General features: G+C 61.2%; 23 protein-coding genes, 1 pseudogene and 1 riboswitch. Of the genes and pseudogenes, 13 read left to right on the forward strand and 11 right to left on the reverse strand.

Going from position 1 to position 24,099, the window contains the following annotated elements; genetic code table 11:
- Window positions 1–369 precede the first annotated feature (369 nt).
- On the reverse strand, window positions 370–777 hold the full coding sequence (locus tag AB1576_13560) for a type II toxin-antitoxin system VapC family toxin (protein MEW6082753.1): 408 nt from the start codon (window positions 775–777) through the stop codon (window positions 370–372).
- Window positions 774–1,013, reverse strand: coding sequence for a ribbon-helix-helix protein, CopG family (locus AB1576_13565; GenBank protein MEW6082754.1), 240 nt, complete (start codon window positions 1,011–1,013; stop codon window positions 774–776). The genes AB1576_13560 and AB1576_13565 overlap by 4 nt, the downstream gene beginning before the upstream one ends.
- A 317-nt stretch (window positions 1,014–1,330) precedes the next feature.
- Here AB1576_13565 and nuoF point away from each other — a divergent pair, with 317 nt between their 5' ends.
- The 3 genes from nuoF to nuoE are packed head-to-tail and all read left to right on the forward strand — an operon-like array spanning window position 1,331 to window position 6,320.
- Window positions 1,331–3,151 (forward strand): NADH-quinone oxidoreductase subunit NuoF, encoded by a 1,821-nt coding sequence (gene nuoF / locus AB1576_13570; protein MEW6082755.1) that lies wholly within the window; start codon window positions 1,331–1,333, stop codon window positions 3,149–3,151.
- A complete protein-coding gene (gene fdhF, locus AB1576_13575) occupies window positions 3,148–5,850 on the forward strand; it encodes a formate dehydrogenase subunit alpha (GenBank protein MEW6082756.1) in 2,703 nt (900 codons plus the stop codon). The genes nuoF and fdhF overlap by 4 nt, the downstream gene beginning before the upstream one ends.
- The gene (gene nuoE, locus AB1576_13580; GenBank protein MEW6082757.1) at window positions 5,847–6,320 is read left to right on the forward strand and encodes an NADH-quinone oxidoreductase subunit NuoE; all 474 of its coding nucleotides are present in this window, start codon (window positions 5,847–5,849) and stop codon (window positions 6,318–6,320) included. The genes fdhF and nuoE overlap by 4 nt, the downstream gene beginning before the upstream one ends.
- Before the next feature lie 58 nt (window positions 6,321–6,378).
- Here nuoE and AB1576_13585 read toward each other — a convergent pair whose 3' ends face one another.
- From AB1576_13585 to AB1576_13610, 6 genes are all read right to left on the reverse strand, one after another.
- Complete coding sequence (locus AB1576_13585; GenBank protein ID MEW6082758.1) at window positions 6,379–7,176, reverse strand: protease complex subunit PrcB family protein; 798 nt, start codon at window positions 7,174–7,176, stop codon at window positions 6,379–6,381.
- A gap of 199 nt (window positions 7,177–7,375) precedes the next feature.
- Window positions 7,376–7,618, reverse strand: a complete 243-nt coding sequence (locus AB1576_13590; protein MEW6082759.1) for a hypothetical protein — start codon at window positions 7,616–7,618, stop codon at window positions 7,376–7,378.
- Window positions 7,619–7,884: 266 nt separating this feature from the next.
- A complete protein-coding gene (locus AB1576_13595) occupies window positions 7,885–8,814 on the reverse strand; it encodes a GNAT family N-acetyltransferase (protein ID MEW6082760.1) in 930 nt (309 codons plus the stop codon).
- A gap of 70 nt (window positions 8,815–8,884) precedes the next feature.
- Entirely contained in the window at window positions 8,885–9,964 is a 1,080-nt protein-coding gene (locus AB1576_13600) for an alanine/ornithine racemase family PLP-dependent enzyme (GenBank protein ID MEW6082761.1), read from the reverse strand.
- Window positions 9,965–9,998: 34 nt separating this feature from the next.
- The gene (locus AB1576_13605; GenBank protein ID MEW6082762.1) at window positions 9,999–10,319 is read right to left on the reverse strand and encodes an AzlD domain-containing protein; all 321 of its coding nucleotides are present in this window, start codon (window positions 10,317–10,319) and stop codon (window positions 9,999–10,001) included.
- Entirely contained in the window at window positions 10,316–11,020 is a 705-nt protein-coding gene (locus tag AB1576_13610) for an AzlC family ABC transporter permease (GenBank protein ID MEW6082763.1), read from the reverse strand. Before AB1576_13610 ends, AB1576_13605 begins: the two co-directional genes overlap by 4 nt.
- A gap of 322 nt (window positions 11,021–11,342) precedes the next feature.
- Between AB1576_13610 and AB1576_13615 the strand changes: the two genes are divergently transcribed.
- The 7 genes from AB1576_13615 to AB1576_13645 all read left to right on the forward strand — a co-directional run bounded on the left by AB1576_13615 (window position 11,343) and on the right by AB1576_13645 (window position 17,739).
- The gene (locus AB1576_13615) at window positions 11,343–11,780 is read left to right on the forward strand and encodes a trimethylamine methyltransferase family protein (GenBank protein ID MEW6082764.1); all 438 of its coding nucleotides are present in this window, start codon (window positions 11,343–11,345) and stop codon (window positions 11,778–11,780) included.
- 303 nt (window positions 11,781–12,083) lie between these two features.
- Window positions 12,084–12,238, forward strand: a riboswitch (molybdenum cofactor riboswitch).
- Window positions 12,239–12,298: 60 nt separating this feature from the next.
- On the forward strand, window positions 12,299–12,478 hold the full coding sequence (locus AB1576_13620) for a hypothetical protein (GenBank protein MEW6082765.1): 180 nt from the start codon (window positions 12,299–12,301) through the stop codon (window positions 12,476–12,478).
- 19 nt (window positions 12,479–12,497) lie between these two features.
- Window positions 12,498–13,739: a gephyrin-like molybdotransferase Glp gene (gene glp, locus AB1576_13625; GenBank protein MEW6082766.1), complete on the forward strand. Its 1,242-nt coding sequence runs from the start codon at window positions 12,498–12,500 to the stop codon at window positions 13,737–13,739.
- A 28-nt stretch (window positions 13,740–13,767) separates the two neighbouring features.
- On the forward strand, window positions 13,768–15,690 hold the full coding sequence (locus AB1576_13630; protein ID MEW6082767.1) for a molybdopterin biosynthesis protein: 1,923 nt from the start codon (window positions 13,768–13,770) through the stop codon (window positions 15,688–15,690).
- Window positions 15,683–16,678 (forward strand): GTP 3',8-cyclase MoaA, encoded by a 996-nt coding sequence (gene moaA, locus AB1576_13635; protein ID MEW6082768.1) that lies wholly within the window; start codon window positions 15,683–15,685, stop codon window positions 16,676–16,678. Before AB1576_13630 ends, moaA begins: the two co-directional genes overlap by 8 nt.
- Window positions 16,679–16,690: 12 nt before the next feature.
- On the forward strand, window positions 16,691–17,200 hold the full coding sequence (moaC, locus tag AB1576_13640) for a cyclic pyranopterin monophosphate synthase MoaC (protein MEW6082769.1): 510 nt from the start codon (window positions 16,691–16,693) through the stop codon (window positions 17,198–17,200).
- Window positions 17,201–17,202: 2 nt separating this feature from the next.
- Entirely contained in the window at window positions 17,203–17,739 is a 537-nt protein-coding gene (locus AB1576_13645; GenBank protein MEW6082770.1) for a MogA/MoaB family molybdenum cofactor biosynthesis protein, read from the forward strand.
- Window positions 17,740–17,746: 7 nt separating this feature from the next.
- Here the strand turns inward: AB1576_13645 and AB1576_13650 are convergent, their stop codons facing one another.
- Entirely contained in the window at window positions 17,747–18,850 is a 1,104-nt protein-coding gene (locus tag AB1576_13650; protein ID MEW6082771.1) for a Glu/Leu/Phe/Val dehydrogenase dimerization domain-containing protein, read from the reverse strand.
- Between the two features lie 349 nt (window positions 18,851–19,199).
- Here AB1576_13650 and AB1576_13655 point away from each other — a divergent pair, with 349 nt between their 5' ends.
- Window positions 19,200–20,759, forward strand: coding sequence for a sigma 54-interacting transcriptional regulator (locus tag AB1576_13655; GenBank protein MEW6082772.1), 1,560 nt, complete (start codon window positions 19,200–19,202; stop codon window positions 20,757–20,759).
- A 284-nt stretch (window positions 20,760–21,043) separates the two neighbouring features.
- On the opposite strand, the gene AB1576_13660 is transcribed toward AB1576_13655, so the two are convergent.
- Window positions 21,044–21,460, reverse strand: a complete 417-nt coding sequence (locus tag AB1576_13660; GenBank protein MEW6082773.1) for a HEPN domain-containing protein — start codon at window positions 21,458–21,460, stop codon at window positions 21,044–21,046.
- A complete protein-coding gene (locus AB1576_13665) occupies window positions 21,457–21,960 on the reverse strand; it encodes a nucleotidyltransferase domain-containing protein (GenBank protein ID MEW6082774.1) in 504 nt (167 codons plus the stop codon). Before AB1576_13665 ends, AB1576_13660 begins: the two co-directional genes overlap by 4 nt.
- A 1,084-nt stretch (window positions 21,961–23,044) precedes the next feature.
- Between AB1576_13665 and AB1576_13670 the strand changes: the two are divergent.
- Window positions 23,045–23,277: pseudogene (locus AB1576_13670) on the forward strand (hypothetical protein).
- Between the two features lie 203 nt (window positions 23,278–23,480).
- A complete protein-coding gene (locus tag AB1576_13675) occupies window positions 23,481–24,062 on the forward strand; it encodes a TetR/AcrR family transcriptional regulator (GenBank protein ID MEW6082775.1) in 582 nt (193 codons plus the stop codon).
- Window positions 24,063–24,099 lie beyond the last annotated feature (37 nt).

The raw sequence follows: 24,099 nt of genomic DNA on the forward strand, positions 1-24,099 counted from the left end.
ATGCGTCTTATCAGTCTGTCTAATTATACCATCAAAGCAAGCGTAGCGCAAGCAAAAAACCGCGATTTAACGCGGCTTTTCAAAGAGTTTCTTCGCAAAATCAAACTACTGTTCTGTTAAACTCGGGTTGTAGCACTGACCCAGGTTACACCTCCACCGGAGGCGTGTGCCCGGAGACTTGTCACTAACGGAGGGAACCTTATGCCCTAGAGCCTCACATGCTGCGGCATGCTCAAGGAGGAACTTCGCTATACAGGGTGTTTTCTTGAGGATGCCGAGGTTGGGGGTAGTGTGTCGCCGCGCCAAGCTGTACCGCATCCCCGGCTCGACCCGTAATGGGCCACCCGGGGTGGGCTGGCCCATGGTATTTCAGGCACCTGTGTTCTTAGGATCCAGGCGAGATATCCCCTCTATCTCATCGAAGTGCTGGTCGGCGGAAATGACAGTGAGAATTCCATTGTTGAGCATGACAGCGGCGTGGATAAGCTCTCGAGGCGACAGGCCGGGATGCCTGGCGTGAAGCCGCCGCGCGGCGTCCATGTCATCCACGGACACCGGAAGTATGGACCCATCCATGATGATGCGCCAAAGGTCATAGACCCGGAGGCTCCGGCCTGAGTGGAGGCCCACATCCATGAGTTCCTGGAGCACCCCTGTATCGGTGACCCCCCGGAGGGTTCCTTCTGCCAAGGCCCTCACCAGGTTCCTGCAGGCCTCCCTGTAGGGGTGTTCCTTCCCGGACGCGTACAAGGGAATGTTCGTATCGATGAAAGTCAAGGGATGTGCTCCTCGTCAATCTGGTTCTCCAGGGCCGGCCACTCCTCCGACCCGGTGTCTACCAGGCACAGTTCCCTGGCCGCCCTGATCCTTTCCTCCCGGGTTGCCACGTAACGGTTCTCCAGGGATTCCCTGACTATCTCCGCCACGCTCGTTCCCTTCTCGGCGGCCTCAGCCTTGAGTTTACCTAGCAGTCTCCGGTCAAGCCTAAGCTCAAAACGCTCCCGGAATTCCATATAGGCGCTACCCCCTCGGGCTACGTATGCAAACTTACGTACATATCATACCGGTATTCGTGGCATCCGGTCAATAGCCGCAGAGGCCATGCCCCGGACGGGCAGGTTCTCCCCGTAATACCCACAAGGAGCAAAAGCACTTTCTACCCACGCGGCTTGGACTTGATGCCAGCGCAGCGGGGAAGGAAATGACACCGGCCCGGTGAACTATAAATAGGCATGCCTGAGTGAGGGCCAGCAATCCAGATACGGGCGAGGTGATTGAAGATCATATGAGTCAGAAGCTGCAGGAATTCAAGGAGAAGCGGCAAAGGCTCATGGCCCAGGCGGCCCAGGCGCCAACCCAGGCCAGGGTCATCGTGGGCATGGGAACCTGCGGCATTGCGGCAGGGGCCACGGATGTCTACCAGGCCCTTGCCGAACTCCTGGGCAACGGGAAGGCCAGGGCGACCCTGGCGAAGGTAGGCTGCATCGGGATGTGCGAGCAAGAGGTCCTGGTGGACGTGGCCCTGCCAGGGGAGAGGCGGGTCAGCTATGGCGACGTAACCCCTGAGAAGGCCGCCCGCATCGTAGAGCAGCACGTCCGGGAGCACAAGGTCGTGGAGGAGTGGGTTGCCGGCTACATCGAGGACCCCCTTCGCCCCTACCAGGACCTGGGGTTCTACAAGAAACAGCATCGCAGGGTGCTGGTGAATTGCGGTTTGATTGACCCCGAGGAGATCATCGACTACATAGCCCACGGCGGCTATCAAGGCCTTGTGAGGGCCCTGTCCTCCATGACCCAGGATGAAGTCATCGATCAGGTTAAGAGGTCCGGGCTGAGAGGGCGTGGGGGGGCCGGTTTCCCATCGGGACTCAAGTGGGAGTTCACCAGGCAGGCCCCGGGACCCCGGAAGTACGTGGTGTGTAACGGTGACGAAGGAGACCCCGGAGCCTTCATGGACCGGAGCATCCTGGAGGGAGACCCTCATGCTGTCATAGAGGGTATGATACTGGCGGCCTACGCCATCGGGGCCCAAGAGGGATACCTCTACGTCCGCGCGGAGTATCCACTGGCCATTAAGCGCCTCAAAATGGCATTGAGACAGGCCGAGGAAGAAAGGCTCCTGGGGGATGACATACTTGGCACAAGTTTCTCCTTCCACCTGAAGATCAAGGAGGGGGCTGGCGCCTTCGTGTGCGGGGAGGAAACAGCGCTCCTGGCCTCCATCGAGGGGGAGAGGGGAATGCCCAGGGCGCGCCCCCCGTTCCCTGCTCAGAAGGGCCTCTGGGGGTGCCCCACCAACATCAACAACGTGGAGACCTACGCCAATGTGCCTGCCATCGTCACTAGCGGTGGCGACTGGTACGCCCAGATAGGCACGGAGCGCTCCAAGGGCACCAAGGTGTTCGCCCTGGCCGGCAAGATCGCCAACACGGGTTTGGCGGAGGTGCCCATGGGCATCACGCTGCGGGAGATCATATATGACATAGGAGGCGGCGTATTTGGTAACCGCCAGTTCAAGGCTGTCCAGATCGGAGGCCCCTCCGGTGGGTGCCTGCCTGACGCCCTCCTGGATACCCCCGTGGACTATGATTCACTCACGGCCAGCGGTGCCATAATGGGGTCCGGTGGCCTCGTTGTGCTAGATGACAGAAGCTGCATGGTAGACATCGCCAAGTTCTTTCTGAAGTTCACCCAGAGTGAGTCTTGCGGCAAGTGTACCCCTTGCCGGGAAGGCACCCTCCGGATGCTGGAGCTCCTAGAGAGGATTAGCGAGGGCAAAGGCGAGGAGGCAGACATAGACCGCCTGGAGTCCCTGGCCAAGTCGGTCAAGGATGCCTCCCTTTGCGGCCTGGGCCAGACGGCACCCAACCCTGTGCTGACAACCCTCCGGTACTTCCGGGATGAATACGGGGAGCACATAGTGAACAAACGCTGCCCGGCTGGCGCCTGCATCGCACTGGTGGATTTCTACATAGAACCCGACCTATGCAAGAAGTGTGGCCTTTGCGCAAAGGCCTGTCCCACCCAGGCCATCACCGGGAGCAAGAATACGCCCTACGTTATTGACAAGGACAAGTGCATAAAGTGCGGGAGCTGTGAAGAGGTGTGCGCCACCAGTGCAGTGCTCCGCGGAAAGGAGGCGGCGTCGTGAGCACGGTCACCCTGTACATAGACGGTAAGGCCGTGGAGGTCCCTGCCGGGAGCACCATACTCCAGGCGGCCCAGATGGCCGGAATTGCCGTCCCCAACCTGTGCCACCACCCCTTCCTCAAGCCATCGGGGGCGTGCCGCATGTGCGTGGTGGAGGTTGAGGGCGCCAGGGCACTGATGGCCTCATGCACCACCCCAGCGGTTCAGGACATGAGGATATTCACGGAATCCCCCAGGGTCGTGGAGGCCCGCAAGACGGTGCTCCATCTCCTGCTGGCTAATCACCCCCTGGACTGCCTCACATGTGAGGCTGCCGGCGACTGCCAGCTCCAGGACTACTCCTATCGCTACGGAGTGGAGAAGTCCATGTACCAAGGGCAGCGAACCTCGTACCCTGTGGATGCATCCAACCCGTTCTTCCTGCGGGACTACGAGAAGTGCATACTCTGCGGCCGGTGCGTGAGGGTTTGCGACGAGATCATGGGTGTCAATGCCATTGACTACGCCCACCGGGGCTTCAAGACAAAGATCGCTACGGCCTTCGACGGGACCCTCCAGGAGAGCCCCTGTGTGTTCTGCGGCAACTGCGTCACCGCCTGCCCAGTAGGGGCCCTGGTGCCCAAGATGCAGAAGGGCCAGGGCAGGCCCTGGGAGATCCAGAAGGTCAGGACTGTGTGTTCCTATTGCGGTGTGGGCTGCCAGATCTACCTGCATGTCCGGAACGGCAAGGTGGTTGGAGTGTCTCCGGCGGATGGACCGGCCAACAGAGAGCTCCTTTGCGTCAAGGGCCGCTTTGGCCATGACTACCTGCACCACCCGGAACGCTTGACCAAGCCCCTGATAAGGGAGCATGGTGCCTTCCGGGAGGCTACCTGGGATGAGGCCCTGGGACTCGTGGCCTCGCGTCTTTCGGAGATCAAGGAAAAGCACGGGCCGGCGGCCCTCGCAGGCTTGGCTTCGGCCAAGGTAACCAATGAGGAGAACTACCTCATGCAGAAGCTGGTGAGGGGTGCCTTCGGCACCAATAATGTGGACCACTGTGCCAGGCTGTGCCATGCTTCCTCCGTTGCGGGCCTTGCCATTTCCTTCGGCAGCGGCGCCATGACCAACTCCATAGCGGAGACGGAAGGTGCCGACGCCATCTTCGTCATAGGCTCCAACACAACCGAGGCCCACCCTGTGATTGGCTCCTATATCGAGATGGCCCTTAAGCGGGGCGCCAGGCTCGTCGTGGCAGACCCCAGGACCATAGACCTGGCCCACAAGGCAGATGTGTTCATGCAGCAGATGCCCGGCACGGACGTGGCCTTGCTCAACGGGATGATGAACGTCATTCTGAAGGAACGACTCTACGACAAGGAGTTTGTCGCAGAGAGGACCGAGGGCTTCGCGGAGTTCGCGGAGACCCTGGAGTCCTACTCTCCTGAATACGTGGAGGGCATCACTGGCGTTCCCGCAGGCACCATCAGGGAGGCAGCGCGACTGTATGCCAAGGCCGAGCGCGCCGCTATCTTCTACTCCATGGGGATCACTCAGCATACCACCGGCACGGACAACGTAATGAGCATCGCCAACCTCGCGATGCTCACAGGCAACGTGGGCCGGGAGAGCACGGGCGTGAACCCATTGCGGGGCCAGAACAACGTGCAGGGTGCGTGCGACATGGGGGCCCTGCCCAACGTCTTCCCGGGGTACCAGAAGGTGGATGACGATGCCGCCAGGGCCAAGTTCGAGAAGGCCTGGGGCGTCACCCTCCCCTCGGCGCCAGGGCTTACCATGATGGAGATGATGAACGCCATCACACAGGGCAAGATAAAGGGACTGTACATAATGGGGGAGAACCCCATGGTTTCCGACCCTGACCTCGGTCACGTGGATGAGACCCTGGATGATTTGGAGTTCCTGGTTGTGCAGGACATATTCCTCACTGAGACGGCCCAGAAGGCCCACGTGGTACTGCCTGGCGCTGCCTTCAGCGAGAGGGACGGGACCTTCACCAACACCGAGAGACGGGTGCAGCTAGTTCACAAGGCTGTGGATCCACCGGGAGACAGCCTTCCGGACTGGAGAATACTAGTGAGGGTGGGCCGGCTGATGGGACTGGAGATGGACTACAGCCACCCGTCGGAGATAATGGCCGAGATAGCCTCCCTGGCTCCCAACTACGGTGGCATCACCCACGACCGCCTGGGAACTGCCGGGCTGCAGTGGCCATGCCCGTCCCGGGATCACCCTGGGACCCGTTTCCTGCACAAGGGCCAGTTCACCAGGGGCAAGGGCAAGTTCATGGCGGTGACATACAAGCCCGCGGCTGAGCTGCCTGATGAAGAATACCCACTGGTGCTCACCACTGGCCGCATGCTCTATCACTACCACACGGGCACTATGAGCCGCAGGTCCGCTGGCCTTCACGCCCACAGGCCCGCAGGCTACGTGGAGATTAATCCCAAGACAGCACAGGACCTCGGGGTGGAAGACGGCGACATGGTATCCGTGGAGTCCCGGAGGGGCCGCATCCACATCCAGGCCGCCGTCACGGGCACAGTGCCGAAACGGGTTGTGTTCATACCTTTCCACTTCGTGGAGGCCGCGGCTAATGTGCTGACAAACCCGGTCTTGGACCCCATTGCCAAGATACCAGAGCTAAAAGTGGCCGCAGTGAGGGTCCGGCCCTCAGAGAAGGGAGGGGCAGGCGAGTGAAGACGGCGGGAATCGATCTTGATCGCGTGGACGAGATCCTCAAGGGCCGTGAAGGGCAGAAGGGGGTACTCATAACCATCCTCCAGGAGCTCCAGGAGGCCTGCGGGTATCTACCTCGCCCAGTCCTGGAGAGGGTATCCAAGGCCATGAGGATCCCCGTGAGCAAGATATACGGGGTGGTGACCTTCTATGCTCAGTTCCACCTCAAGCCCCGGGGAGAGCATGTGATCAGGGTGTGCCTCGGCACCGCCTGTCACGTGAGGGGGGGCGAGAGGGTCCTGGAGAGGGTCTCGGAGGTCATCGGGATCCAGCCCGGGGAGACCACGGAGGACCTCAAGTTCACCCTGGAGAGGGTGGCGTGTCTTGGGGCCTGTGGCCTAGCCCCCGCCATGATGGTAGGGGACCAGACCTTTGGAAGGCTCACGGGGAAGAAGATAGAGAAGCTCCTGAAGAGGTACCAGGAATCCTGAGAAACGTGAAGGGCGGGGAGGCTCCGGGTCTCCCCGCCCGTACACACTGGCCAAGCCTCTAGCCGCCAGCGGAGCCAAACCTCACGGGCAAGATCAACTCCTCGGTGATGGACCCATCCTGTGGGCTTTCCGTGTAGATGACTATTGCCCCGTAAGGATTCGCAGGGGTCCCGATCTCCACCACCAGGTCGAAGCGGCTCCACTCGGTATCGCCGCTGGTGGTGCCGCTGGCCCTGCCCAGGACCATGTGGCCATCCTCCACCAGTACCCGGAAGGAACCTCCAGGCGCCACTCCAGCACCTGTCACCCTCACCTCACCCTGAACCTGGGTCCCAGGGATTGGAGATGTGACAATGAACCTGGGGCTGGCCGCCACCACAGGGATCTCCTCCACACCTTCCCCTGTGACACGCCGGACCTGGACCTGGAAGTCACCCTCATCCATGCTCACCAGCGCGAAGGGGTAGGTAAGGGCCTGGGTGACGTTATCACCAGGGCCAGGTTCCACCAGCACTACGTCTACCAGCCACACACCCCGGGACAGCCTGACCTCGTCCACCTTCACCGCGTAGCCTCCCGTGGGCCTCTCCCCTGCGGCCACCAGCACGTAGCGGATCCCGCCAAGGCTCCACTGGTACGCGCCCTCGTTATGCCTGTGTATCTCTATCCACTCAGTGAGAAGAGGGTCTGGGGGTTCGTCATACACCACTACCCCTGAAGGCATCTCTTGTACAGGCTCGGTATCCCCTCCGCCGCCCAAGGGGCCTTCGTCAATGGGTACTGCCGGTGCCCTGACGCATCCCGGCAGCACCACCAGGATTGCCACCACCAGGATGACCCCTATTGTCCTGGGCATCGCCGTGCCTCCTTCCCTTGCCCATATAGACGAAGGGCGAGGGTCACGGTTCCCTCCAGCGGGAAAAAACACGGCCTCGAGGTCAGGTGCTGGCGCCAGGGATTGCACAGGAAACCCTAGGTACCCATCGACGCAGGCCCCGCACAGGGTGCACTCCATGTGGACCATCTGGACCCTGCCACGGCCAAGACCAGGAGGCTCATGGGGCATCCCTGTCGTAGAAGCCGGCACTGGAAACCCCGCCTACCCAGGGAGCCAGGATCAGCACGATGAGCGCCAGGGAGTAGTAAAGACCCCACAGGCCGAACCTGGCGAGCCCCAAGTAGCGCAGCCTGTGAAGGGGCTTAAGCACTGCAGCCTCCACAGCCATCTGCAGCCCCGCAATGGGAAAGACGCAGCCGCAGGCGAGCCGGCGCCCGCGAACAAGGAAGACGCCAGCCACCTGGCCCACTACAAGAGGCTGAACACAGACACGCCCTTCATGGTGCCTTCCACTGGGAGATAGGGGGATAGTAGTCAGGGGTAACCGGAAGAATGAGAAACAGGCCAAGGGGCAATGCCTGGCGGAGGGCTTGTATCTTCAAGGCTCTCATCCTCCCAGGCCAACCGGGACTTGGATTATAACGCCGGCGGCTCAACTGAACCCCCGGGCCCCGGCCGGTAATGGGGATGAGCCCTGCCCCCTTAAGGGGCAATCTGGATGGCCGCCTAGTTCTCCTTTCCCAGTACCAGGTCGTACCGTTCCTCAACCAGGTCCTTTCCCCAGGCCTTCACCGGGTTCTCCCAGGTCTTCCTGAAGCCCGCTCGGCGGTACATGGCGATGGCGTCCTGCTGGTCGCTGGTAGTCAGGAGATACGCACTGCCAAACCCGCTGTCACGGCAAAACCCTACCGCCTCACTGATAAGTCTTGAGCCGAGCCCGGCACCGCGGTAGACAGGATGTACCAGGAGCCACCTGAGCTGGCCCTGCGGCCCTGGGCGGCCCACTATGCCTATGCATCCCACCATGGCGCCGGGAACCTCTGCCATCCAGAGCCTGTCCTTTTCCGGCGAGTACCCTTGGGCGAATTCCTGGAGCGTGCCTGCGACGTATGCCTCAAACTCCAGGTTGTAGCCGCACTCCTGGGAGTAGATGAGGGCGTGCATCCGGATGACGGACCCGATATCCCCGGGCCTGATGTCCCACCTTATCGCAGGCTCACGCCTGGAGGGTGCCTTTGCCGGTACAAGGAGGCGCTCCATTGTGGTCAGGGAGTCATCCAGGCTTTGGAGGTCCCCCCGGGACAGGCCTCCCAGGGGGCCTAGGGACAGGGTTTCCTGGCTCATGCCATCCAGTGCCCTGAGCGCTCTCCCCGTGAGGCAGATCACGCCATGCACCCCGGCGGAGCTTCTCTCAATGAAGCCGTTCCTCTCAAGCCTCCCGAGAACCTCCTCAAAGTAGCCAGTCTCTAAGCCCACCAGGTCTTCCAGTCCTGCCGCTCCCTGTTCCCGAGCTTCGCGGATCTCCAGCAGAACCTGGGCCTCCGCCAGCGAGAACGGGCTAGATGGGACTGGCCGGTCAAGAAGTCCTGGGAGGCTGGAGCAAAGCCTGTTCAACCGCTTCATGATCTGGGCTGTGCCGGTTCTGGGCAACCTCATTGAGCACTCCCTCCCGGTGAACAAGGCTTATGCCCGGGCCACCAGGTCTAGGCGGCCCTGGGACTCCAGGCTAGGCGTGAGCCGGTTTGCCCAGGTATTTCTTAATGACGTACCCGCTCTGCATGGCATAGAGCATGGCTCCGTAGTTCATCCGGAACCTCACCTCGTCCCCCACCTGCGGGGGCGGCTCCACGGCGGTCACGTCCAGGATCAAGTGGTCACTGCTGGCCGTCACTACCCTGGCCCCGGGGAGCAGGGGCTCAATGCCCTCCAGGTAGATGTCCTGTTTCCCCAGGGAGCAGATGGCCCTGAACATGGGGCCGCGATCCTCGAAGGATGGGCAACAGCCGAAGGCATCCACCCCGATCTCTCCCTCCGGGAGCGAAGGCTTCCACTTCAGCTCGATTATGGTCGCCCTCAGGTCGAACCCGTCGTGCCGGGCGCCGGGCACAGGCTCGTCCCAAGTGTTATAATCGCCGAGCCAGATGGCGCAGCCCACCCTGAAGTGGTTTACTCCCTGGGGGACCCTTCCCTCCACTAGCAGCGGCATGGCCAGGCTGCTCCCCCCGGATACCAGGGGGACCGGGCAACCCAACTGGTCCTGGACATCCTGGGCCAGACTGGCCAGGAGCCCCATGTTAGCAGGGGTGGGCTGTACCCCGCTGGCACAACCCACGTTCATCCCCAGGCCGTGAAGGCAGGCACCCTTGAGATCCAGCACCTCCCGGGCCGCCTCCAGCACGTCGCCGGGCATAAGGCCTTCCCTGCGGTCTCCCACGTCCACCATGAGTACCACCCGGTGCTCAGTACCCCTGGCATGGGCCAGTGAGGCCAGTTCCCTTATCGTCCGGAGTTCCGAGTGGTAGCTGGCATCCGTCATGTCGAGGACACCTGGCAGTTCTTCCGGGCCGGGGGCGCGGATAAGGTGCAATTCCGCGGCCACGCCGGTCTCCCTGATCCGGGCAATGTTTGCGAGGCGGGAGTCTGCCAGGCTATGAATGCCCTCTTCCACCAGGACCCTGACAAGAGAGGGATCCGCCAAGACCCCCTTGGTTACCCCGGTCAGCAAGACGCCCCGCGCGGAGCACAGATCCGCTATGAGCCTGGCGTTATGCCTGACGGCGTCCAGGTTTACCAGGAGCCGGGCCACATCCGAACACCTCCCATGGCCTCTCGCGCTGCGGTCAGAGCAAGAGGTTCAGTATCACTATTGTTCCCAGGCCCACCAGGATAGGCAGGAACAGGCTCCTGGTCTTTATGGCCACGGCTATAGTGGGCACCGCGGCCACCAGTGGCAGGTTGTCAAAGGAGAGGGCGAGTCCATCCCCGGCAACCAGCAGGTGGGGTGCCACAAGGGCGGCCAGCACCGCCGCGGGCACGTGGGCCAGGAACCGCGTGAGCCACACGGGCAGTTCCAGCCGGCTCAGCACCACCAGGGGAAGCATCCTGGGGACGTAGGTAACAGCCATCATGGCTAGGAACAACACGAGGACCTCTTTTCTCATTTGTCCAGGAGCACCCCCAGGGAGGCAGCCGCCAGGGTCGCCAGGATTACGTTGAAGTTCCCCTGTATATGAAGGGCCAGGAAAACGGAGACTGCCGCGGCAAAGGCTGCTACCGCCACGGATGTGGTTCCCTTCACCTGCGCCACCAGCAGGGCGATGAACATCGCCGGGAGCGTGAACTCCACCCCCAGGTGAGCCACACCCAGGGCCAGGGGGCTAACCAGGGCGCCAAGGAGTGAGCCCAGGGCCCAGGCCAAGTAGGCGGCCAGCTGGAGCCCCGCCATGAACCCTGTGGTGGCCTGGCCCGGGCCGGAAAGGAGTGTGCTGGAAACCGCGAAGGACTCGTCGGTGATCCAGAAGGACAGGAGTGCCTGGGAGGGCCTGGGAATGCGGGCCAGGGGCTTAGCCAGGGCAGCGCTCATCAGGGCGTGCCTCAGGTTTACCAGGAAGGTGGTGGCTACGATGGCCAAGGACCCCATACCTGTGGCCCACATGCCCGCCGCGATGAACTGGGACGACCCAGCGAAGACTATCAGTGACATGGCGACCACCTCAGGCACGGTGAACCCGGCCTGGCAGGCCAGGACACCGTAAGCCATGCCGATGGGCAGGTAACCCACGATGATGGGCACCGCGGCCCGGGTGCCATCCCTGAGGGTAAGAAGGTTTCCATGCGCCCCCAAGGCACACCTGTCCTGCATGGCTTCCCCTCCCTTGAGGCGATTATGAAAGTATTCGCGAGAAACCTCCCTTCGCCTTCTTGCCTCGGGCGGGCAACATCTGGACGGGATGTCCAGCCAGGCGGCACCTCCACAGGCGAAGCCCACGGTAAGGAGGAGGGCATATGAGGGAATGATAACCCGCCGCATCCCGGGGGATGCCCGGGCTGCCTGCGAGGATGCAACGCCAAGCCCGGGAATAACCGGGGTGCTTCCCCTCCACAACAATCTGAAAATTGGCACAGAGCCTGCTTTTCCTTATAATTGAAGTGAGGAGGCGAGGTATGAGGGCAGAGACATCTTCCTGTCAGAACCCGGGATAGCCAGCATCCACCAGGCAAGCCTCGATATTCTCGATACAATGGGGATTACGCTTCTCAGTGAGGCTGCCAGGACTCTCCTAGCTCGCAATGGCGCCAGGTGCCAGGGCTTGCTGGTCAAGATCCCTCCGGATCTCGTGGAGTATGCCCTGGACGCGGTGGAAGTGGGGTCGCGCTGGCCGCCAGGGAGGAGGGGAGAAATCTCCATGTGCCAGGGGAGTTCCCCTTCGTGGCGCCTATCGGCTACTGCCCCTTCATGGCGGGCCAACAGGACAGGTGAGAAACGAACTTTGCCTCCATGGATCTCCGGGAGTTCGCCGTGGTGTGTGATGCCCTGGAGTGTGTGGACCTGTTCTGGCCCAGCGTCTTCCCGACGGATCTTCCCCCGATCCCCCAAACAGATCCAACTCCTCCAAGGTTAGACTGCAGCCACCTCGTCAGCCGGAGGTTCCTAAGAACCCCTTTGCTCAAGCCGTATCACGTGTAGTAGAAAAAATCCCCTTCCAAGTGACAACCCTCCCCGTTACACTGGGCATTGGCAAAAAATATGTTGCCAAAGCGGGGTTTTTACAGCGGAAAACCATAGAGTCCGTATCCAGCGGACAAGGTTATAAGATGGGAGCGATATAATCCAGCGTAGTGCTGGCCAAACACCCCCATCCCAGGTTATAATCCATAATGACGCCAAGAAGGAACTCGCATAGCCGTAAAGAATTACACTGAAAACAAGAGCAGTCCTCCGAGCCGAGCAGCCTAAAGGCCCGAGCCCATGGTTTTCGGCCGAAGCCACCCTTGGGTGGTTGAGGGCACGTCGCCGCCCCGGCGGCATGGGAAACCGGCGTGCCTCCCGTGTTTGGGAAGGAGAGCTAGACGATTCCGCCCGAAGTGAGGCTGGCTCCTATCCCGGACCAGCCTCTTTTCGTGGAAAGGAGAGAGTGCCGTGGATAACCGGGGGAAACTGGATCAGGAGGTCCAGGACGCCGCCAGGGACGGCAGGCTTGCCTGCGCCGTCGCCTTTGAGCTGGCCCGGAAGAACGGTGTGAGCCCCAAGGAGATCGGAGACGCTGCAAACCGGGTGGGCGTGAAGATCGTGGCCTGCCAGCTGGGCTGCTTCAAGTAACCCATCGAGGAGTGCTGAGGTGGATCTCTTCTCCGTAGTGACACCTGAAGACGCGGTCTCCAAGATCCTTAAGGCCCTGGAGGTGCCGGACCCAGCCAGGGAGAGAGTGCCCCTCCTAGATGCGCTGGACAGGGTGCTGGCCTGTCCTATTGTCTCCCCGGAGGACGTGCCCAACTACCCGAAGTCCACCGTGGACGGGTACGCCGTCATGGCCCGTGACACCTTCGGGGCGTCTGAGGCGCTCCCGGCCATCCTGACGGTTACAGGGGAGGTCTTCATGGGAAGGCCCGCAGGGGTCTTGGTGGGCCCTGGAATCGCCGTGAGGGTGCCCACTGGCGGGATGCTCCCTGGTGGCGCCGATGCCGTTGTCATGGTGGAGCAGGCTGAGGATATCGGGGACAGTTCCATCGGCGTGGTAAAGGGTGTCGCCCCCGGTGAGAACGTGGTCACAGCGGGCCAGGACATCAAGAAGGAAGCCACCGTCCTTGAGGCGGGCAAGCGGCTGGGACCCGCTGACCTCGCGGGCCTGGCGGGGCTGGGCATGGAGGAGGTCCATGTCTTCCGGAAGCCCCGGGTTGCCATCCTCTCCACCGGTGACGAGGTGGTGCCCGTGGGCCAGCGGCCCGGGCCTGGACAGGTCAGGGACATGAACTCCACCGGCCTGGCGGCCATGGCAGTGAGGGATGGCTCGGAGGTCACCCTGATGGGCATCGTCGAGGACAACCTCGACGCCCTCCGCTCAGCTATGGCTTCTTCGCTGGATTCCTGGGACATACTCCTCATTTCGGGCGGCAGCTCGGTGGGGGCCCGGGACCTCACCCGGGAGGTAATAGATAGCCTTGGCCCACCGGGAGTCATGGTTCACGGTATAGCATTGAAACCCGGAAAACCGGCGATCCTGGGCCTCTCAGGGATGAAACCCATCTATGGCCTACCGGGGCACCCGGCCTCGGCCCTGGTGGCGTATGCCGCTGTTGTACGCCCGGTGCTCCTGAGGCTGGCCGGGGAGAGGAACCCCCGCCACCGCTTGGCTGAGGTCACCGCAATTCTCTCCCGGAGCATCTCTTCTCCCGTGGGACGCATGGACATGGTCAGGGTAGCGCTCTCCCAGGAGGGACCGGGACCCGTGGCCTCGCCTGTTCTGGGAGCCTCAGCCCTCATATCACCCCTAATGAAGGCTGACGGCTACATAGTCATTCCCGTGGGAAAGAATGGGTGCTCCGCTGGGGAAGAGGTCAAGGTAATCCTGGGGGGGCCCTGAAGACAGGAAGAAAGGCAGTTGATGGGGCATGGCACCCCGTCGTGTGTACCTGGAAATGACGCCCTGGGAGGACGCCCTCAAGGCATGGATGGAGGCCCTGGGGGACTCCTTCCAGCCCTCCACGGAAACCCTGGAGGTTGAGACGGCCTTAGGACGGGTCCTGGCCGGGCCCGCCATGGCGCTGACCTCCTCACCCCACTACCACGCCTCGGCCGTGGATGGCGTCGCCGTTCGCGCCCAGGATACCTATGGCGCCGATGAGACTAGCCCCCTCAGGCTTGCCCTGGGGCAGTCCGCGGTAGAGGTCAACACCGGGGACATAATGCCCGGGGATTTCGACGCGGTCCTGATGGTGGAGGACGTCCACATCGAGGCGGGCCAGGTTGAGATAACCAGTGCTGCCTCACCCTGGCAGAACGTGAGACTTGCCGGGGAGGACATTGTTGCCACAGAGATGATCCTTCCCGGGGGGCACACGCTGAGGCCCCAGGACATAGGGGCTCTCCTGGCTGGCGGGATTACCCGCGTTAGCATGTGCGCCAAGCCTAGAGTGACCATTATTCCCACCGGTTCAGAGGTGGTGGACCCTGGCCCCCATTCCCCTCCCGGGCGGGTGCCCGACACCAACTCCCGGGTCCTGGCTGCCCTGGTCAGGGAATGGGGCGGAGTGCCCGCTCGCTCGGCCCCTGTGCCAGACGAACCGGGGAAGCTCACCCGGGTTATTTCCCGGGCAATGGATAGCAGCGACGTAGTGGCGGTGATAGCGGGATCGTCCGCGGGAACCCGGGACTTCACCCGGGACGTCCTGGGCAGACTTGGGCGCGTGGTCGCCCATGGGATAGCCACCAGGCCCGGAAAACCGGCCATCCTGGCGGTGGTCCAGGGCAAGCCCACTATCGGGGTCCCAGGCTACCCAGTGTCAGCAGTAGTTGCCGCGGAACTCTTCCTTAGACCCCTCCTTTACAGGATGTGCGGCACGGTGCCCCCGCCCAGGCCACTGGTGAGGAGCCGCCTGGGGCGCAGGGTGGTCTCCACCCTGGGGGTGGAGGAGTTCGTCAGGGTCAAGCTGGGCAGGGTTGACGGCCGCGTTGTGGCGGTTCCCATATCCCGCGGCGCCGGCCTCCTCAGTTCACTGGTCAGGGCGGACGCCGTGGTGAGGGTCCCCCTCTTGAGCGAGGGGCTTGAGGAGGGCCGGGAGGTGGCGGCCGAGGTCTGGGGTATTGAGCCCGACCTAGACAGGACGCTCCTGATCATCGGCAGCCATGACATGAGCCTGGACCTCCTAGGCCAGATGGCTCTCCCCTTGGGCATACGTGTTTCCTCAGCCCACGTGGGAAGCCTGGGCGGCATCACTGCCCTCAGGCGGCGGGAGGCCCACGCCTCAGGCGTACACCTCTTGGATGAGGCCACTGGAGAGTACAACAAGCCCTTTGTCCAGCGCCTTCTTCCCGGGAGGAACTGGGTCCTGGTGAGGGTGGCCACCCGACAGCAGGGCCTCATGGTGAGCCCGGGGAACCCCCTGGGGATCAGGGGCCTTGGGCACCTCGAGGGGGACGTCACCTTCGTGAACCGCCAGAAGGGTGCCGGCACCAGGGTGCTCCTGGATCACCACCTCGGGCTCCTTGGCATTGACCCGCGTTCCATCAATGGCTATGACAGGGAGGAACACACTCACATGGCTGTGGCCTCCGCTGTCAAGAGCGGCGCGGCCGACGCTGGACTGGGGATCCTGGCTGCTGCCAGGGCACTAGGCCTCGACTTCGTTCCTGTGGCCCAGGAACCCTACGAGATCCTTGTATCCCGGGAGACCTACGACACCGGGCCTTTCCAGGCCCTCCTGGGGATCATCAGGTCCGAGGCGTTCAAGACAGGCCTTCTTGAGCTGGGCGGATACGATACCAGCGATACGGGGAAAGAGACTCTTGTAGAGGGAGGACCCACGGGTGCTTGATACCTATGGGAGAAGGATCGAATACCTCAGGGTTTCCGTGACCGACAGGTGTAACCTCCGGTGTTTCTACTGCATGCCCTCCAAGGGAGTGCCGGAGAAGTTCTCCCATGGTGACATGATGACCTATGAGGAGATGAGCCGGGCCATAGGGTGCGCTACGAGCCTGGGTTTCCGGAAGGTCCGGGTGACCGGAGGGGAACCGCTGGTCCGCAAGGGACTCACGGGTTTCCTGGCCACGCTCTCCCGGATGGCGAGGGTCTCCGAGGTTACACTCACCACCAATGGCACACTCCTGGAGGAGAACCTTGAGGGACTCTGGCAATCTGGAGTCAGGAGGCTCAACATTAGCCTGGATACCCTGAAGCCAGAGCGGTTCTCCAGGATAACCCGGGGGGGCAACCTGGCAACAGTCTGGAACGGTCTCCAGGCGGCCCTGGAAAGGGGCTTCTCCCCTGTGAAGCTGAACACTGTGGCCATGCGAGGGTTGAACGATGACGAGTGGGAGGCCCTGGCCAACCTCAGCGTGGAGTACCCTGTGCATGTGAGGTTCATCGAGCTCATGCCCCTTGGCTCGGACCTGGGGACTGGCTCCGGGGCCAGGCAGCGCTGGGAGAAGATGTTCGTCCCGGCGGCGGAGGTACAGGATAGGCTGGGCAAGGCTGGACGGCTGGAGCCGATAGAGGTGGTAGGAAGCGGGCCCGCCCGTTACTTCCGATTGCCCGGAGCCCTTGGCACCGTGGGTTTCATTTCCGCCATGAGCTGCCACTTCTGCTTCTCCTGCAACCGGCTGCGCCTCACCTCCAACGGGCGCCTGAACCCTTGCCTTTCCGGGGATGTGGAGATCGACCTCCTGGGTGCCATGAGGCGAGGGGCCTCCGATGAAGAGGTGAAGGTCTTGATAGAGCACGCGGTGCTGCTAAAGCCCCTGGAACACCACATGACCTGCGGAGAAGGGGGCAGGCGCCTCATGTCGAGACTTGGCGGCTAGGAGGGACACTGTATGGAACTCAACCACTTGGATGAGAAGGGACAGGCGAGGATGGTGGACGTCGGGGCAAAGCCGCCCACGGAGAGGATGGCAGTGGCCCGGTGTGAGGTGCGGATGGCCCCTGCCACCCTCAGGCTCATCACCGAGGGGAAGGCTGCCAAGGGGGACGTGTTCAGCGTTTCCAGGGTGGCCGGCATAATGGCTGCCAAGCGCACCCCTGAGCTGATACCCCTGTGTCACCCCGTTCCCATTTCCTCGGCGTCCGTGGAGTTTTCCCCGAGGGACGAGTCGTCCCTGGGGATCGAGGCCACAGTGAGGTGTGTGGGCCAGACGGGGGTGGAGATGGAGGCCATGACAGCGGCCTGTGTGGCTGCCCTTACCGTGTATGACATGGTCAAGGGGGTTGACAAAGGCGTTGTGGTGGACAGGGTGAGGCTGGTAGAGAAGAGGGGTGGCCGGAGCGGTCACTACCGGCGGGATGGCGAGGAGGCACCACCTGAAGAGTACGGAGGGGGGGTGTGACATTGGAACCCAAGTGCAGTGAACCCCCGGGTCCCCCGGTCAGGGCAGGGGTCCTGACCGCCAGTGACTCGGGGTTCCATGGCCAGAGGCCGGACCGGAGCGGGGAGGTAATCCGCCAGCGTCTCCAGGAAGAGGGGTTCAGCGTCCTGGAGCATGCTGTCCTCCCCGACGACCTTGATGCTCTCAGGGACACCCTGGCCAGCTGGTGTGATCAGGGGCGCTTCGACCTCATACTCACAACAGGGGGTACCGGGTTCTCGCCCCGGGACGTCACCCCTGAAGCTACCGTTCTTGTGGTCGAGAGGGAGGCCCCCGGGATCCCCGAGGCCATGAGGGCCCGTAGCCTGGAGAAGACGCCTCATGCCATGCTCTCCAGGGCCCGCGCCGGGATCAGGGGCCGCACCCTCATCGTGAACATGCCCGGCAGCCCCAGGGCCTGTTCCGAGTGCCTCGACATTATACTGCCAGCCCTGGGCCACGCTGTCGAGGTGCTCAGGGGAGACGCGCGGGATTGCGCCCAGAATAGGTCCGGCCAGTGAGATGCTACTACCTGGCGCCTGGGAACACCTTGAAGGGTGCCTTGTAGCCCACAGTGATGGGGGATACCCTTTGTATTGCCTTCATGCGATTCCCCGCGATGCGGTAGGCTGCCTCAACGGTGGTGGTCCCCTCAGCATCTGCCGTCTCAAGGAGTGCCTTCACGTTGTCGTAGATCCGCTCCACTTGGCTGTACGCGCGGGGCCGGGAGTAGCCCATGGCTTCATCCGTCCCGTTGATGACGCCACCGGCATTGATGATGTAGTCAACCACGTAGGTTATCCCCTTTTCCTTCAGCATCCTCCCATGACGTTCCTCATCCGCCAGCTGGTTGTTGGCTGCCCCGGCCACTACCTGGCACCTTAGCCTGGGGATGGTCTCGTCCGTTATGACCTTGCCCAGGCCGCAGGGGGAGAACACATCAACCTCCAGGTCATAGACTTCCCCTGGAGAGACCAGCGTGGCGCCAACCTCTTTTGCCACCTGGCGGGCCCTGTCCATGTTAACATCGGTAACCAGCAGGGTCACACCCTCCTGGGCAAGGTGGCGCGCCAGGTGGGACCCGACATTGCCCACTCCCTGGATGGACACCCTCAGGCCCCTGAGGGACTCAACCTTCAGGCGATGGTTCACCGCCGCCTTGATGCCGCACAGGATGCCGTAGGCGGTGGGAGGGGATGTGTTCCCGCCCCCTCCGTGGCTCTCCGGGAGGCCCACCACGTAGGGAGTCTCCCTCCTGATTACCAGCATGTCATATTCGTTGGCACCTACGTCCTCACCTGTGATGAACCGGCCTCCCAGGGTGTCGATGAACCTTCCGTAAGCCATGAGGAGCTCAGTGGTCTTCTGGGTGGCGGGGTCGGCCATGATCACTGCCTTGCCCCCTCCGAAGGAAAGCCCCGCCATGGCAGTCTTGTAGGTCATGGCCCTGGCGAGACACGTTACATCCTCGATGGCGTCGTCCATGGTGCGGTAGGGATAGATACGGGTCCCCCCAACAGCGGGGCCCAGGAGGGTGTTGTGGATGCATATGATGGCCTTGAGCCCCGACACCTCGTCCTTGCATATGACCAGCTGTTCAAACTCGTTGGCGCTAAAGAGATCCTGCTTCACCCAGGGGTCCTCCTTCCGGTGATGTGGACGCTGGCGTGTACGGCCTTTCGCGCCCCGGCGACAGCCAGTCTTGCAAGAAGCGTGCCTTCATCTAATCCCAGGGGAGTGCACGGGTTTTGCGCCCCGCGGGGGCGTGGCCTGGAAACATTGCGTTCCAAACTGGCCGCCCCGGTCACTGGATCCGAGGCCTTCTCCGATCCCAAGGCAGCATTGGGCCTTCTTGAGTACGGAAAGATTAGTTTCCACTACTGGTAACTATTATTTCCACGGCCAGGAGGAGACCGGCGCGCCCGGGGAGAAAGCACAGGGTAGAACTAGCGTAACACGGTGTTTCCAGGAGGGATGGAGAATGGCCCTTGTCAGGTGGACCCTTCATGCCGAGGATAGGGTGGGGATGGTGAGAGAGATCCTCGAAGTCATGGCCGGGCACGAGGCGAACATAGTATCCATGGATGTCACCCCCGGGATGGTGCACGTGTGCTTCCATGAGCCCCCCAATGGGAGAAACGCTATCTTGAGGGACCTGGAGGCAAACCCCGATGTCCATGGAGTCAGAGAGACTGACGCCCTTCCCCACGAGAAGAGGGAGAGGCAGCTCCAGGCTATACTGGACTCCATCAGTGACGGTGTCCTGGCAATTGACGCCGGCGGGGTTGTGTCAACCCTGAACCCCTCCGCTGAGCGGATCCTGGGGATAATGAGCAGGGATGTCCTGGGGAGGTGCATCCAGGACTTCCTGGGGGAGGATATCCCTATGCTCAGGACCCTGTCAACGGGGGAGAGCTACGACAATCTCGAGATGGTTCTCCTCACCCCCAAGGGAAGGAGCCACTACCTCACCACTGGCAGGCCCATCCAGGACGAGAACGGCAATACCCTGGGAGTGGTTGCCTCCCTGAAGGACATGGGGGAGGTTCGTTCCCTGGTCCGGAGGATCGCCGACTCGGTGACCACCACCTTCGACGATATCCTTCATGTCTCAGAGAGCATGGCCCTGGTGGTGGATCTAGCTCGCACCGTGGCCCAGGGTGACGCGACTGTGCTAATCAGGGGCGAGAGTGGAACTGGAAAGGAGCTCTTCGGCAGGGCCATCCACACTGCCAGCAGGAGGCGCTCAGGCCCCTTCGTTCCCATCAACTGCGCGGCGCTCCCGGACTCCCTCCTTGAGAGCGAGCTCTTCGGATACGAGGAGGGGGCCTTCACCGGGGCCAGGAGAGGGGGCAAGCCTGGCCTGATGGAACTAGCTGACGGTGGAACCGTCTTCCTGGACGAGGTGGCGGAGCTTCCCCAGGCGCTCCAGGCCAAGCTCCTCAGGGTCCTCCAGGAGGGCAGGATCCGTAGGGTGGGGGGTACCGGGGAGGTGCCCGTAGACGTCAGGGTGATCGCCACCACCAACAGGCCCCTGGAGGACCTGGTGAGGACCGGGAAATTCCGGGAAGACCTGTTCTACCGACTGAATGTCATTCCCCTCTTCATTCCCCCGCTCAGGGTGCGCCCCGAAGACCTCTTGCCCCTGGCGGAGCACTTCTGTGCCACCGTGAGAGTGCTCTTGGGCAAGCCAAAGGCACGCTTCTCCGAGGAGGCGTGGGCGCGTATCAGGAGATATCACTGGCCTGGCAACGTGAGGGAACTCAAGAACGTTATCGAGAGGGCGGTGAACCTGGCGCCTGCGGAGACAATAAGGCCCGAGCACCTGCTCCTGGATGCCCCTGAGGGGCTCCCCGAGTCCCGGGGACAAGGGCTCAGGCAGGCTGTAGACGACGTGGAGAGCAGGATCCTGGCGAGGTGCCTCAGTGAATGCGGGTCTTCCCGAAAGGCCGCGAGGGTACTGGGGGTATCTCACACCACGGTGCTGAAGAAGGCCCACCGGCACGGGCTCTCCCACCTCACCGGGGGATCAAGGCGCTGATGCCGCAGGGTAGGTGGGAAATCTACTTCACACATCCATCAGTTCTTTCCTTTTTCACCTTCTGCCCTGGACTGATTTGCATCTATAGCCCCTCCGGAAATGATTTTCACCAAGGGAAGGCAGAGCACTGGTATAGGGGCTCATGGAAAAAGCCGTGCAGCCGGAGAAACTCAGGGCGAAAAGGATGACGGTTCGAGGTTCAGGTAGCGCCTTTTGTGGACGAAGGGCTCAGCCCGTTATCCCTTTTATGATCTCCCGCTGGGAAAACCCACTCCGCCTTGGCTCTACGCCCGGCTACGAAGGGCTCGCTCCGCAACGGCCACCGTCTTATGGGCGCCATGAAACGCCCGGTCTGCCTCTGCGGGTCCATACTCCACTGTCGGGATGAAGTCGACATCGCCATAGAAGGCCAGCTCCCTCTCTTTTCTGAGCCACTTGGAGACCTCGGCTAGCTCCTCCAGCTCGTCCCGCACGTCCTCGGTGAACATGTCCCTGTACTCCAGGAGGAGGTAGCCGACATTGTTGTGTTTCGGGGGTTCGACTCCCACCAGTCTCAACATGGCCTTCTGGGCCAGCTCCACGACTTCCTGAGCCTCCCTGACCACGTCAGAGTAGGCCTGTTCCGAAAGTAAGAGCCGAAGGGCCTTGAGCCTCACGGCGCACTTGTTCAGGTAACTCTGGGCAAGGGTCACATTGGTCATAACTCAAAGACCTCCCCTGGGACGTAGTCTGGCTTTAGAAGCCAATGCCACGAGCCGTCCCTGTAGATTCGCTTGGAGCCCAGGGCCAACAGGCGCTTCCTGAGGGCATCGAGATAGGACTGGAGGAAGCCCTCAGGATCCAGGAGGATAACCATGTCCTCCACCATGTCAAGAAACAGTGGGGTCCCCGAGAGCACCTCCCCGGGGGTCTTGATCACCGGGCTGAGCTCCGTTTCCACACCGGAGGCCATGGCCTCTGACAGCGTTCCTGCCATTCTTCCCTCTACGCCGGTGAACATGACCCACCTGTCATACCGTCCCTGAGGCAGGTTCCTCGCCACTATGAGGAGGTCTATGTCCGAGTCGTGGCGTGGGGTGCCGCGGCCCACCGACCCATACACGCCCAGGCTGACCAGATCCGGCCCGTAGACATGGCATACCTCTCGGGCCAGCCTCTTGATGATCATGGAGTATACAGTGCGGAGCCCCTTGCCCGCCATGGATCTCCCTCCCAGGAAGAGTCTAGCATAGGCTGGGTTACCGGGCAAGGAGTCCAAGCGCAGCCACATGGAACCCTTCTTAGAGCTTCCACCCCGGTTCCGCCTGGGACTTGAAACCTTGACGGTACCGAAAAACCTGTGGGGAAGAGTGGGTTATGTTCACAGGCTCCGGCGACCGCGAGGCCATCATCGAAGCTGGTTGTGGTTACTGCCAGGTCATTCCCAGGGCGAACCATCGACGAAATCGCTGGATGGCTTCCTTGCGCGGGGGTGTCCTGTGCTCCAGGCGACACTCTCTGCCACAACTTTATGTGTCAGAAGAATAGGGTGAATTCCTCACAACTCAATCGCCTCATCGAGAGCATCAGGTGGCTTAATTGCACTGCCAGCATGAACACCACGTGGCGGCCAACGAGTCTTTATGGTCAAGGTAGTCGACAGAACCAGTCAGAAGCCGGTCGTAGCCGCGAAGTTTGAACCCAAGAGGACGCCCCAGGGCTAAATACAAGAAGCGCAACAACGCTCGCAGGGCGGCCGTTACGTTGTGAAGTGACCCCACACTGCGATGTTTGGACTCCATGAGGACCTACGCGTTGATCTTGTCGGCGGTCAAATCTTCAAAGCCGTATCCGGGGATACCATTACTAATTCCGCAAGTCGACAGGAACCGGCGTGCCACGTACCGATACGGTGGACGGTTCCCTGGGTTAAACCCCGCTCACTGGTTAAGTTCGTGGCGAATTCTTCCAAGACCTGTTCTAAGTATGTCTCTGGAACGGGCGATTCCTCCTCGGGTACCACACCAATCTCACGGAGCTAACGGGTTAACACCTGTACCATTCCACCTGTCGAGTGCCCTTTCGCATAGCCGGGCGCCCGACGCTCTGCTACAAACTCCTGCACCCGATTTTCAGTGAGCTCCGACACTGACCAGTCGCGTTCGCCAGGCCAAAGACTATCTTGTCGGGCGCACCATTAATTTTACAGTTCACAGGATTTGACCTGTGGTTTCTTGTTTACTTCAATTGATATTGGCATTCTGGGATATGCACTTGACTCAAGTAGCCACTAGATGCGGTGTTGTGGAACGCATCATGGTTCGATACACCGCGACTACCTGGACTACTATCTCGATGAGTTCACCTTCCGCTTCAACCGCCGGACCTCCAGGAGCCGGGGCATCTTTTCTATCGGCTAGTGCAGCAGGCAGTGCAAGTACAATATCGTCAACGTGCTGCCTCCGTAGGAGTGTTTCCAGCAGCACCACTAGATATAGGGGTACTTGAGTCAAGTGCATATCCCAGTCGGCATTATTGACAGGAAAAAGGGTTTATGGTTTAATATGAATGAAGAAAAATATATTCATTCAGTTTGATGAGGAGACAAAATGAAAAGGATTACCTCATTTATTGGAAGCCCGCGCAAGCAGGCCACAGTCGTACGCCGATATTGACTTTGGCTGCGGCATCGAAAAAATGAATGAATTGAGGGAAGTTGGTTTGATACGGAGGTTTGCCAAAGTGGAAGACAAAAAAAACGAACTGTTTCGTTGCGCCAGAGAGCTGTTTGCGGCCAAAGGATTTAAGGATAGCAATGTGGCCGACATTGCAAAAATGGCCGGTGTGAGCGTTGGCACGTTTTATAATTACTATTCCTCGAAAGAGAAGCTGTTTATGGAGGTCTTCTTGCAGGAAAATGTAAGGCTGAAAAAAAGCATGATGGAATCTGTTGACCCGTATGATGATCCTATAAAGCTGGCAAAGCGGATGCTAGACTTCAACATGGCGGGCATAAAAGCCAATCCCATCCTCAGGCAGTGGTATGACCGGGATGTCTTTGGCAGAATAGAGCGGCTATTCCGGGAAGAAAACGGAAATCGTGCCGTTGATTTCCTTTATGGAGACATCGTTAAGCTGGTTCAAAAATGGCAGGCTGAAGGAAAGATGCGAAGCGATATCGCTTGCGATATGATCATGGCCCTTTTTGCGGCGATTATCAATATTGATGTGCACAAAGAAGAGATTGGGCTGGAGTACTTTCCGCGGCTACTGGATTATATGGCGGAGTTTGTCATGAAGGGCCTGACCGATTGCTCCGCCTAGGCAAGCTCTTCCACGACCGCGCCATTGGGAAGGCCGC

It is taken from the genome of Bacillota bacterium, assembly GCA_040754315.1.
Taxonomy (GTDB): domain Bacteria; phylum Bacillota; class Sulfobacillia; order DUSP01; family JBFMCS01; genus JBFMCS01.